Consider the following 12,473-nt stretch of genomic DNA (forward strand, 5'->3'; position numbering starts at 1 on the left):
GTTTCTCTTGAATGGAGGATTAAACGATGAATTTTGAATATCAAACGAGTGGAAGTTTAGAATATAAACATCCCAGTTATATTAAACGACAAGCGGATGATGACCTGTATAACGCATTAAAAGAAGGACAATTTTGTTATGTATTGAATGCTCGACAAATGGGGAAATCGAGTTTACAAGTTCAAATTCTAAACCGTTTAAAACCAGAGGTGAAATGTGTTCCCATTGATTTAACGGATATTGGCACAAATTCAACTCAAGATCAATGGTATTTTAGCTTAATTGAGCAGATCGTTAGGGTTTTAGAACTTTATGATCTTGATCACGAACAATGGTGGAATCATCGAAAATCTATCTCCAATAACCTGCGATTTTATCAATTTATTGAAGATGTCATTTTAGTTCATATTCCTAATAAAATTGTTATTTTTCTCGATGAAATTGACACAACTTTAAAATTAGAACGAGATTTAACTGATAACTTTTTTGCCCTCATTCGTTCATTTTATAATAAGCGATCGCTAAATCCTCAATATAAACGCTTAACCTTTTGTTTATTGGGAGTAGCTGCGGCTTCAGATTTAATTCAAGATTCTCTGAGAACTCCTTTTAATATTGGCAGAGAAATTGATTTAAAAGGATTTAAAGATGAACATGAAGCCGCCCCTTTAGCCGTCGGATTTCAGCATATTTTTGAACACCCTCAACAAATTTTAGCAGAAATTTTAAACTGGACAGGAGGGCAACCTTTTCTGACACAATTCTTTTGTCAGTTATTCGTTAAACAATGGCAAAATGGGGAGTGTACGGTTGAAGAAGTGGCAAATTATATTCTGGAAAATTGGGAAAATTTAGATGATCAATCCCATTTTAAAACCATTCAACATCGTCTTTTAGAAGAATATCATGAGCGCAAAAATGAACTTTTAGACCTGTATCAGCAAATTTTACTCGCTCCCGATTATAAAATCTCGGCTCAAGATAGTCCTGATGAAATTAAATTGAGATTAACAGGATTAGTGGTTAAAGAAAACAGTCATTTAAGGGTTTATAATCCCCTTTATGCGAATATTTTTAACCTCAAATGGCTGGAATCTCAACTGCCTCAGTTACGACCCTTTAATCAACAATATCAAGATTGGTTGGCTTCTAAACGCCAAGATACAACCCAACTGTTAATAGGGGATGATTTAGAGGAAGCATTGCAATGGGCAAAACAGCAAAATCATTTAAGTTCGGTTTATATTGATTTCCTCAATGCTAGTCGAGACTATGACCGTCAACAACTCAAACAAGCCAAGGAAAAAGCGACAAAAATTATTCAACTTGCCCAAAAAGGAACCAAAATTGAACTAGCAGGAATACAAACCTTACGATTATTTGATACCACAACATATCAACCGCAAATCCTACGCGGTGCTATTCAAGCGGGGGAAGACTTACAACAATTACAAGCAACATGGCGAGAACTGGTTCAAGATTACCCCGAACTACTAAAGCAGACCCCGGCGGCGAGTCTTATCTTAACCCTACAACAAATCCTCAGTCATATTCGCCAATGGCGTCAACTCACTTGCGAGGTATGGGCGGTGGCGTTTAGTCCGGGTGGGGAGTTTCTAGCGACGGCTTCCGATGACAACACCGCCAAACTGTGGGATTTACAGGGAGAGGAATTAATCACCTTCACGGGTCATTCTGACTCGGTATGGGATGTGGCGTTTAGTCCGGGTGGGGAGTACCTGGCGACGGCTTCCGATGACAAGACCGCCAAACTGTGGAGTTTACAGGGAGAGGAGTTAATTACCTTCACCGGTCATTCTGAACGGCTAATGGCACTGGCGTTTAGTCCGGGTGGGGAGTTTCTAGCGACGGCTTCGCGTGATAATACTGCCAAACTGTGGAATTTACAGGGAGAGGAATTAATCACCTTCGCGGGTCATTCTAACTGGGTAACGGGGGTGGCGTTTAGTCCAGGTGGGGAGTATCTAGTGACGGCTTCGCTTGACAATACTGCCAAACTGTGGAATTTACAGGGAGAGGAATTAATTACCTTCACGGATGATTACTGTGTAATGGGGGTGGCGTTTAGTCCAGGTGGGGAGTATTTAGTAACGGCTTCGGAGGACAATACTGCCAAACTGTGGAATTTACAGGGAGAGGAATTAATTACCTTCACCGGTCATTCTGGCTGGGTAACGGCGGTGGCGTTTAGCCCGGGTGGGGAGTTTCTGGTAACGGCTTCGGTTGACAAGACCGCCAAACTGTGGAATTTACAGGGAGAACTCTTAATCACCTTCACGGGTCATTCTGACAGGGTAAGGGCGGTAGCATTTAGTCCAGATGGAGATTATCTGGCGACGGCTTCGGTTGACAAGACCGCCAAACTGTGGAATTTACACGGAGAACCCTTAATTACCTTCATGGGTCATTTTGATTGGGTAACGGCGGTGGCATTTAGCCCGGGTGGGGAGTTTCTGGTAACAGCCTCGGAGGACAAGACCGCCAAACTGTGGAATTTACACGGAGAACCCTTAATTACCTTCACGGGTCATTCTGACACGGTAAGGGGGGTGGCGTTTAGTCCAGGTGGAGAGTATCTAGTAACGGCTTCGGAGGACAAGACCGCCAAACTGTGGAATTTACAGGGAGAAGAATTAATTACCTTCACAGGTCATTCTAGCTTGGTAACGGCGGTGACGTTTAGTTCAGGTGGGGAGTTTCTAGCGACTGCTTCCCATGACAAAACTGCCAAACTGTGGGATTTACAGGGAAAAGAATTAATTAACCTCACAGGTCATTCTGACTGGGTAACGGCGGTAGCATTTAGTCCAGGTGGGGAGTATCTGGCGACGGCTTCTTGGGATAATACCGCCAAACTATGGAATTTACAGGGAGAAGAATTAATTACCTTCGCGGGTCATTCTAACCGGGTATGGGCGGTGGCATTTAGTCCAGGTGGGGAGTATCTGGCGACAACTTCCCATGACAAGACTGCCAAACTATGGAATTTACAGGGAGAGGAATTAATTACCTTCGCCGGTCATTCTGACTGGGTAACGGCGGTGGCGTTTAGTCCGGGTGGGGAGTTTCTGGCGACGGCTTCCGATGACAATACCATTAAAGTTTGGGATTTACAGGGGAATTTGTTAGCAGATTTTCGGGGATATAAGGGCAATTTGTTGGAAGGGGAACCGGATTTTATTGAGTTGGAAAGTTCGGTTAATTGTGTCTGTTTTAGTCCCGATGGGAAACAGATTGTTGCGGGTTATGGCGATGGAACAGTGAGGTTTTGGCGGTTTGAGAGTTTGGAGGAATTAATAGCACGGGGGAAGGCGTGGTTAGGAGTTGAGGGGAGGGAATAGGGAATTACGAATTACGAATTACGAATAGGCAATGGTAAAATTTATTAGTGGGGATTTTTAGACTTAGCGAGCGAGGACGCTCGCACTACAGGGGATATTTTATATTAATGTCAATCATAGATTTAGTTAAGTTGACAGTTTTTTTATCCCTTGAGTTAGTTTAGCATCAGTTTCCTGGGGCGATAACTACCGTTAAAAGATATTTTAAGCACCCCAGAGGATATCAATTTTTTTTCTGCTAAACTCAGTATACAATCAGACACTATTTTGAATTTCTTGAATTAATTTAGCATAGGTTTCCGCAGGGCGATCGCCTAAATGGTCTTCAATTTCCCGTTCTGTTCCCCGATTAAAATCAATGCTAAATAACCCAAACCTGGGGGTATAAGACCCCCATTCATAATTATCTGTTAACGACCAGTGCATATATCCCAAAATCGGAATATTTTCCTTTAATAACTGTTGAATTTGACGCAAATGTGCTTCTAAAAATTGACTGCGGCGCAGTTGGTCAGAACGACGAGTTGCAATACTATTATCCGGTTTTCGACGTAACGCCATGCCATTTTCAGCAATTAAAATGGGGAGGTTATATTCCTGAGCATAATATTTACAGAAAAACGATAATCCTTCAGGAAGCACTCGCCAGTCCCACCATTTACTTGTAATTCCGGTCATTAACCAATTTCTAATCCCTTTCGTTTTAAATTCAAAATCAGAAAAAGACGGTAAACGGAAGGTATGAGCAATAAAGGGATCATAATAATCTATAGCGAGATAATCATAGACTTTTTGGCGAGGAGAAACCATTAATTCTTGCCAATAATAGTCTAAATGTTTAATATCAAATGTTCGATGACCAATGCGATTTCCCATCCAACGGGCTAACCGTCCCAATTGATAGGGAATATCTTTCCGAAAGGGTAAAGAAGCTCGACGTAAAGCGGTTTCTAAATGTTTGGCTTGAGCATAAACATAATTTCTAAGTTCTTTGGGTTTGACTTCCCGGGTCTGTGCATCTAATAAATCCCAAATCACTTTTTCTGACCAATATAAATCACTACAATAGGTGTTTAAGGTCACAAGGGGTTTGTTCCAACCCTGTTTTTCATAAATATCATGAATAGTATTATAGGCGCGAATATGGGCTGCTAATAAATGATTATAAGCTTTCCAAACCGCTAGAATTCCCGTAAAATTCCCAGAGGGAAATTGACCGCTTAAATAGGTGTTTAAAACTAAAATATTGGGTTCATTAATGGTAATATACCAATGAATCGGAGGTTGTTGATAGTAATCGGTTAAACGTTGGTTAATATGGGTAACAGTAACGGTTACATAATCAATAAAACAATCTATCGTTTCTGAGGATAACCAAGCATCAATTCCTAACCAAGCAGGATGGGTAAAGTGATGTAAAGTCACAATAGGTTCTAAGCCATATTGACGACAAGTAGCGATGCGTTCTGTATAGTCATCTAACACCTGAAAATCATAATTGGGGGCGGGAGAAACTTCCGGGGTTGTTGTGGGTTGAATGCGACTCCATTCTAATCCTAAGCGAAAAGAATTTAAGCCTAATTTTTGACATTGATCAAAATCTTCCCGGTAGCGCGTCCAAAACTCAGAAGCGTTCCCAGTTCGCATAACTCTGCCTTTTTGTTCACTCTCTGACCAATTATTTTGGGGTTGTCCAACACCATTATATCCCCCTTCACTTTGATAACCAGACGTAGCAACGCCCCATAAAAAGTTACTTTGACCAGTCAAAATAAATACTCCTTTTGGTAATACTGAAATAAAATTAATTAATGCTTAGTTTGTGATAAAATATGTTCAGCAATATTAAGAGCCGCACGGGGTTCTCCTAATTCTAACGCAGCCGTTTGCATTTGGGATAAACGTTCAGAATGGTTTAACAAAAACTTTACACAAGGCGCTACCATTTCCGGTAATCTTAACTGAACTCCCGCACCCGCAGCAACGATTAAATCCGCATTCCATTCTTCTTGACCGGGAAAGGGATCAACAATAATCATCGGTGTTCCTCGTGCTAACACTTCACTCACAATTAATCCCCCGGCTTTGGTAATCACTAAATCACTCGCCACCGCTAAATCATCGACATAATCAATTAATCCTAATTTTCGTAATTCTATATCTGGGGTAGAGTCTAATTCGGCTAAGGAATCTAACAATTGTTCATTGCGTCCGGCTGCTACAATTAATGTACCCGTTTTCAGGTTATCCATGAGTTGAGAAACCATCAAACGCACCCGTTTATAATGTAACCCGCCTCCAAATATTGTAACAACAGGTTTGTTAGTTGGCAGGTCATGACGTTCCCGCATTTCCACTTGAGATTTAGGTTCTAATATCTCCAGTTTAATCGGGATTCCAGTAACATGAAGAATTCCAGGGTCTACCCCCCGTTTAATCATGAAATCAGCCGTTAAATCGTTGGGTAAATAATAACCATCGACTTCTTTATTAATCCAACTACTGTGAGCAATTACATCAGTAATAACGACATAATGGGGTTTTGAAATCCGTTCTTCCTCTTCTAATAATTGTAACAGACGGCTGGGAATTTGTTGCACACAAACAATGGCATCAGGATTCACTTTTTCAATAAAATGCCGCAGCTTTCTAAAAAACACTCGTTCTAATTTAGCCGTAACAATATTTAATTCTAACGACCGTTCTAAATCTTCTAAATCCGTTCCTTCATAATAAGCGCGATAAATTTGAGGAGCTTTTTCGCTTAATTGTTTATAAATACTCGTAACAGCATTGCGATAAATAGAACTCGCATAATCTAACGCATCTTCTACGGTAACGGTGACATCAGTGAAATGGGAAAACGCTTGATTTAAGGCTTTAGCAGCACTATTATGTCCAGCCCCTAAAGACGAGTATAATATCAAAATATGAGTCATAAGGAATTAAGAATTGTTAAGGATAAATCAATGTTAATTTAACTTGGTATAGACGTTTATATTATATCATAATTTTGTATAAAGGGTGTAAAAAAATTATCTATAAAGGGGATAAACAGACAAAAAAATAATGCTTAGGTTGTGTAGAGACGTTCCATGGAACGTCTCTACACTCTTATCCTTCCATTGCTTCCACCGACTTAGGAACCCCTGCGGTTAACACCTCATACCCTTCAGAAGTTACTAATACATCATCCTCAATTCTCACCCCAATTCCTCGCCAACATTCGGGGACTTCCGGTTGTCCTTCAACAGGTTTAATATGAGGAGAAATATAAAGTCCGGGTTCAATAGTTAAAATTTGTCCGGGTTGTAAAGGTTGGGGATTTTCACCCCATTGATACACCCCCACATCATGGACATCTAACCCTAACCAATGTCCGGTGCGGTGCATATAAAACGGTTTATATTTTTCTTCCTTAATAATCTCCTCAATATCCCCTACTAATAACCCTAAATCCATTAAGCCTTCCACTAAAACCCGCACGGCTGTATCATGAATATTTTTATAGGGATTTCCAGGTTTAACTTGTTCAATAGCAGCTAATTGCGCCTTTAAAACCAGTTCATAAATAATCTTTTGTTCTGGTGTAAATTTCCCCCCCACTGGGAAAGTGCGAGTAATATCTCCATTATAATATTGATAACAACATCCGGCATCAATTAATAATAAATCATTGTCTTGCATTTGACAATTGTTTTCCACATAATGCAAAATACAAGCATTTTTCCCCGACGCAACAATAGAAGGATAGGCAATTGTTCCCCCATTTAAGCCAAAAATATGTTCAATTTCCGCTTGAATTTCATATTCATATCGTCCGGGTTGAGCAAATTCTAAAGCGTGGTTATGGGCTTTTACCGATATTTCTGTGGCTTTCCGCATTAACTCCAATTCCGCTTCACTTTTAATTAAGCGCATGGGATGTAAAATTGTACAAACATCCTCAATTGCAATTGGCCCCGTGCCATGTTTAGGATATACTCTTAATAATTTTTGCCAATGTTTTAAAATCGTTTCATTGAATTTTTCATCCCGTCCTAAACGATAATAAATCCGTTCGGCTTTTTTTAAATATTGGGGTAATTTTTCATCTAATTCATTAATAGGATAAACTTCATCCGCCCCATACAGTTCTTTGGCTTTTTCAACTCCGGTAATATAACCTGACCAAGTTTCTTTTTCCGGGTCTTTCGGTTGCACAAATAAAACAAATCGATGTTCTTCATGATGGGGGGCTAAAACTGCAACCGCATTGGGTTCATTAAACCCGGTTAAATAGAAAAAATCACTATCTTGGCGAAAATTATATTCAACATCATTGTGCATCACAGCCATCGGTGAACTTCTAAAAATAGCGGTTCCCTGCTTAATATTCGCCATTAATTGTTCCCGTCGTTGCCGATATTCTGCTTGAGTTATCATCCTTAATATCTCCTACAAATCGTAGTGAGGCGTTCACGCCTCAGAAAGAAAGCCCTGAAGGGCTTACTACATTACGTCTCAGAAAGAAAGCCCTGAAGGGCTTACTACATTACGCCTCGGAAAGAAAGCCCTGAAGGGCTTACTACATCACGCCTCAGAAAGAAAGCCCTGAAGGGCTTACTACATTACGCCTCGGAAAGAAAGCCCTGAAGGGCTTACTACGGTTGGATAAAAAACAAGGGTAAGCATTGCTTGACCCTCGTTAATTTTAGGTTAATTTTGACAGAAATTGAGATTAAAGAACAGCCGCAAACCGTTCTTTTTCAGGAACTTCTGTGTACTCAGCTACAATTTGCCGGAATTCATCGCCATCAATGGTTTCTTTCTCAATTAAAAGATCCACTAAGCGATCAATCACTTCCCGATTATCTCGAATAATTTGACACGCTTGCTGATAACAATGTTCGGCAATAATCCGAATTTGTTCATCAATTCGAGAGGCAATTTCATTAGAATATTCAGTGCGAGTGGCAAAATCTCGACCTAAGAACACTTCCTGCTGAGATTCTAACGACAACGGCCCTAAATCGGACATTCCGTAACGAGTCACCATCTGGCGGGCCATGCCTGCAACCTGTTGTAAGTCGCCTCCTGCACCCGTCGTCACTTCCGAATCTCCGAAAATAATATCTTCAGCCGCCCGTCCTCCCAAGGCTCCGCTAATCCGCGCTAGGATTTGAGAACGAGAAATTAACCCTTGATCTTCATCGGGGGTAAACCAGGTTAACCCCTGAGCTTGACCTCTGGGAATTAAGGTTACTTTCTGTACCGGATCATGGTCTTTAAGTAAGGTTCCGACGATGGCATGACCAATTTCATGATAAGCAATTAATCGTTTGCTCTTGCCATCAATTAAGGGGGTTCCCTCCATCCCGGCAATCACCCGATCAACTGCATCATCAATTTCTAACATGGTGATGCCTTCTTTGCGACGACGGGCGGTTAAAATCGCCGCTTCGTTCAGTAGGTTGGCTAAGTCAGCCCCGGTAAAGCCTGGAGTCCGACGGGCGATGGCTTCTAAGGAGACTTGCTCAGAAATTTTCTTATTGCGGGCGTGAACTTCCAACACCGCTAAACGACCTTTAATATCCGGCGCGTCAACGGTAATTTGACGGTCAAAACGACCCGGACGCAGTAAGGCAGAGTCGAGAACATCAGGACGGTTGGTCGCGGCAATAATAATAATTCCGGTATTGCCTTCAAACCCATCCATTTCGGTTAATAATTGGTTCAGGGTTTGTTCCCGTTCATCGTTACCCCCACCAATTCCAGCCCCCCGTTGACGACCGACAGCATCAATTTCATCAATAAAAACAATACAAGGGGCCGTTTCTTTGGCTTTCTTAAACAGGTCACGAACCCGGGACGCGCCCACCCCAACAAACATTTCCACAAATTCCGAACCGGAGATACTAAAGAAGGGAACACCCGCTTCCCCGGCGATGGCTTTCGCTAATAAGGTTTTTCCAGTTCCTGGGGGGCCAACTAATAATACCCCTTTGGGAATTCTCGCCCCAACTGCGGTAAAGCGTTCGGGTTTTTTCAGGAAAGTGACCACTTCTTGTAATTCTTCTTTGGCTTCTTCCACCCCAGCCACATCATCAAATAAGACTCCGGTTTTGGCTTCCATTTGAAATTTAGCTTTAGACTTGCCAAAATTCATGGCTTGACCAGGGCCACCGGGAACATTATTAGACCGACGGAAGAGGAAGAATAAACCAGCAATTAATAAAATAGGGAAGATCAAATTTCCTAACAATCCCCATAACGCACCATCATTGCGAGGAGGATGGCTATCAAAACTAATTTGGGAGGCTCTTAACCGAGCGATTAATTCTGGGGCATTATTGGGTAAGTCCACCCGCAACCGTTGAATGCGGTTATCCAGTTGAGGATCAATGGCATCCACAATGGCTGTGCGACCGCCATCATACAGTTCTACACTGGTGACACGACCAGCATCCAAGTAATCTAAGAAACGACCATAGCTCATGCGGGTGCTGGCGGTGTTTCTACCCAAGTCTGCGGGGGCAGTGGCAAAAGCTCCTTGCCAGACAAAAAACCCGATGACCAAGGCGGGTAAAGTCCAAAGAAGTATTGTTTTCCACGACGTCTTCATAAATTGCGTTGCTCTAGGTTATGGGGTATTGAATGTACAGATGCAGTGCGGGTGGACTGCGATCGCATTTTGTTATTCATAATCTTAACTAAATTTAACTTAATATTTGGGCATCAAGCAACTCACGAACTTCAATTTGTGCTAGGGGCTCGATAGAGGACGTCAAGACTTAGCCATCCGTTACCCCTTTCGAGATACAATAACTCAGGCTAAACCCGCACGATTGACCCAAACCCCAGACCTTCTCTGAAGGGATAGGTGAATTCAAGACTAGAAATCAACCATCCGTGCAGTCATGCAGCTTTCAAGAAGACTCAAAAGTTAGGTTTAGGTTGCTGAGTCTTTTCTGATTCAGTCAAACGAACAGGTTGTCGTGTTGAGGAAGTCTTTCCCCTGATCAGGGGGCTGAGAGGGTTTCATCAGAAATGGCTCCCGCTCCTGAGAAGTTCTAAATTGTGCCTGATTTTAGGAGTGGAAATTCCACTTTATATTTATTTGTCAACAGGTCAGGGATGAAATTGGCAACAGATAAGGCATTATAAATCTTGAATCTCCGTGAGGTAACGTATTCCGATGCAAGGTGGTAATAAACAGCCCGGACAACCCGCAGCCGCAGCCGCAGCTGCTTCAATGCTGAATCGGCAAACAACGCCGACAAGCGGCAAAAAAACGATTTTAAGTCTTGATTTAGGGCGGACATCAACGAAAGCCTGTACCAGTCGTAATCCGAATGAAGTCGTTTTCATTCCTTCTAATATCAAAGCCCTAACGGTGGATACCGCTAGAGGCGGTGGCTTTGAGTCCAAAAATACCGATCCCCTGCTCGATATTTGGGTAGAATATCAAGGCATGGGTTATGCGGTCGGTCAATTGGCGGCTGACTTTGGAGCAGCATTATTTAAAGATGGTTCCGATTCTCCTTCCAAAGTTGATGATGCTTTAATTAAACTTTTTGCTTGTGTCGGCTACTTCAAGCTACAAGGTGATATTGATGTTGTGCTAGGGCTGCCCTTCTATTCTCAAGCCCAATTTGAGCAAGAGAAAGAACATATCACTCGGTTACTGAGTGGAAAGCACGGAATGTTTTATCGGGGTGAGCAGATCGAAATTACGGTTACTACTGTTCGCGTTATGCCCGAAGGCTATGGCAGCTTGATTTGGCTGGAAGCCCAAGGCGGCCAGAACGTCCCCAATTTTGCCGATCTGTCTGTTGCCATTGTGGATGTGGGTCATCAAACCACTGATTTCTTAACGGTTGATCGGTTCCGGTTTGCCAGAGGGGTTTCTCAAAGTGATACCTTTGCAATGGGTAAATTTTATGAAGAAGTGGCGAGTAAAATTGAAGGGGCCGATAGTCAGTCTCTGTATTTACTCGAAGCCGTTCACAAACCCGCCGGAGAACGCTTATATCGTCCTCGTGGAGCAGTCAAACCGTTTAATTTAGATGAGATTATCCCCGACTTACGGAAGAATTTTGCCCGTGATTTATGCGATCGCGTTGTCCGATGGCTACCTGAACGGGTGACGGATGTTGTTGTCACCGGAGGGGGTGGGGAATTTTTCTGGGAAGACCTGCAACCCCTACTGAAAAACGCAGGTCTGAGAGCACATTTGGTGCAACCTTCCCGTAAATCTAATGCTTTAGGGCAGTTTGTCTATGGTGAAGCTCAGTTAACCCGACGTTAATTCCCCTGGTTAAACCCGTCCTTGATTCCATTCACATCGCTCAAAATATGGGAAAAGGATGGGTTTAATTTTTTCCAAACCTTCTCAAAATTCTGATACACTAACAAAGGTGGATCTGGTTAATTATTTTTTGATCTCAAATTTTCCAGGCTCCAAAATAAATCATGGGATAACAATAGGTCTGGATTTCTATTATGCTGTGGGCAAATCGTAAACAAACTCAGTCAGTCACATTCACCGAAGATGCAGCAGATCAGACATTATTAGATGCGATTGAGACTGAATTATCGCAGGCAAAATATCAAACCTTTAGTAATCTTTGTAAACAAGCTCTTTGGCAATTTTTATTAATCTCTCGTTCCGAATCTCCAACTCCTCCTTCGGCAAATTCTACCCCGAATCCTCCTCAAGTTTTACCCAATTTGCAGCGCGTTGAAGAGCGGTTATTTGAAATTCAAAATAAATTAACAGATTTAGAAAAGAAGGTATTAACGGAAGAGGGAACTCCAACAGATCGTTTGGATGTTCAACTTCATCAGTTAACCCAACAAATGACTCAATTACAAATCTCTATTAATCAAAAATTAACTGACATTGCGACAGGTTTAGAAGCGGTTCAATCTCAACCTCAATCTATACCTGTAATTGTTACCGAATCAAATCCGTTCCCAGCAGATCCAGAACCTGTTTCTAAAGAATCTATGGAAGAAGCTGATCCTTTACTTCAACGTTTAGGTTCTTTATTAGATGATTTTTAGGGGAATTATGAATTACGAATTATGAATTACGAATTACGAATTATGAATGGGTAATAGAAAAAA

Annotated in this window: 7 protein-coding genes and 1 pseudogene; 3 read left to right on the forward strand and 5 right to left on the reverse strand. The window is 41.8% G+C overall.

All coding sequences use genetic code 11. The features are described from left to right. Positions 1-26 precede the first annotated feature (26 nt). Positions 27-3,362, forward strand: a complete 3,336-nt coding sequence (locus tag H6G57_RS07600) for an AAA-like domain-containing protein (RefSeq protein ID WP_190517374.1) — start codon at positions 27-29, stop codon at positions 3,360-3,362. 255 nt (positions 3,363-3,617) lie between these two features. Here the strand turns inward: H6G57_RS07600 and H6G57_RS29725 are convergent, their stop codons facing one another. The 5 genes and pseudogenes from H6G57_RS29725 to ftsH2 form a co-directional block, all read right to left on the reverse strand. Continuing rightward, positions 3,618-4,238 (reverse strand): family 1 glycosylhydrolase, encoded by a 621-nt coding sequence (locus H6G57_RS29725; protein ID WP_375539512.1) that lies wholly within the window; start codon positions 4,236-4,238, stop codon positions 3,618-3,620. Positions 4,239-4,478: 240 nt separating this feature from the next. After that, positions 4,479-5,132, reverse strand: a pseudogene (locus H6G57_RS29730) (family 1 glycosylhydrolase); the annotation flags it as partial. A 38-nt stretch (positions 5,133-5,170) separates the two neighbouring features. Continuing rightward, positions 5,171-6,301 carry a glycosyltransferase gene (locus H6G57_RS07610; RefSeq protein ID WP_190517378.1) on the reverse strand — a complete coding sequence of 377 codons (1,131 nt, stop codon included), beginning with the start codon at positions 6,299-6,301 and terminating at the stop codon, positions 5,171-5,173. A 175-nt stretch (positions 6,302-6,476) separates the two neighbouring features. Further along, positions 6,477-7,787: an aminopeptidase P N-terminal domain-containing protein gene (locus tag H6G57_RS07615; protein ID WP_190517380.1), complete on the reverse strand. Its 1,311-nt coding sequence runs from the start codon at positions 7,785-7,787 to the stop codon at positions 6,477-6,479. Positions 7,788-8,082: 295 nt separating this feature from the next. Then, positions 8,083-9,966, reverse strand: coding sequence for an ATP-dependent zinc metalloprotease FtsH2 (gene ftsH2 / locus H6G57_RS07620; RefSeq protein ID WP_190517381.1), 1,884 nt, complete (start codon positions 9,964-9,966; stop codon positions 8,083-8,085). Between the two features lie 573 nt (positions 9,967-10,539). On the opposite strand from ftsH2, the gene H6G57_RS07625 reads away from it, so the two are divergent. After that, on the forward strand, positions 10,540-11,652 hold the full coding sequence (locus H6G57_RS07625; protein WP_190517383.1) for a ParM/StbA family protein: 1,113 nt from the start codon (positions 10,540-10,542) through the stop codon (positions 11,650-11,652). A gap of 194 nt (positions 11,653-11,846) precedes the next feature. Then, complete coding sequence (locus H6G57_RS07630; protein WP_190517385.1) at positions 11,847-12,410, forward strand: hypothetical protein; 564 nt, start codon at positions 11,847-11,849, stop codon at positions 12,408-12,410. The last annotated feature ends 63 nt before the right edge of the window (positions 12,411-12,473 follow it).

Origin of the sequence: Planktothrix sp. FACHB-1365, from assembly GCF_014697575.1 — a bacterium.
Classification (GTDB): Bacteria; Cyanobacteriota; Cyanobacteriia; order Cyanobacteriales; family Microcoleaceae; genus Planktothrix.

Coding starts and splice junctions, on each gene's coding strand:
- H6G57_RS07600 (WP_190517374.1), top strand. CDS start 27: ATGAATTTTGAATATCAAACGAGTGGAAGTTTAGAATATAAACATCCC.
- H6G57_RS29725 (WP_375539512.1), bottom strand. CDS start 4,238: ATGGGAAATCGCATTGGTCATCGAACATTTGATATTAAACATTTAGAC.
- H6G57_RS07610 (WP_190517378.1), bottom strand. CDS start 6,301: ATGACTCATATTTTGATATTATACTCGTCTTTAGGGGCTGGACATAAT.
- H6G57_RS07615 (WP_190517380.1), bottom strand. CDS start 7,787: ATGATAACTCAAGCAGAATATCGGCAACGACGGGAACAATTAATGGCG.
- ftsH2 (WP_190517381.1), bottom strand. CDS start 9,966: ATGAAGACGTCGTGGAAAACAATACTTCTTTGGACTTTACCCGCCTTG.
- H6G57_RS07625 (WP_190517383.1), top strand. CDS start 10,540: ATGCAAGGTGGTAATAAACAGCCCGGACAACCCGCAGCCGCAGCCGCA.
- H6G57_RS07630 (WP_190517385.1), top strand. CDS start 11,847: ATGCTGTGGGCAAATCGTAAACAAACTCAGTCAGTCACATTCACCGAA.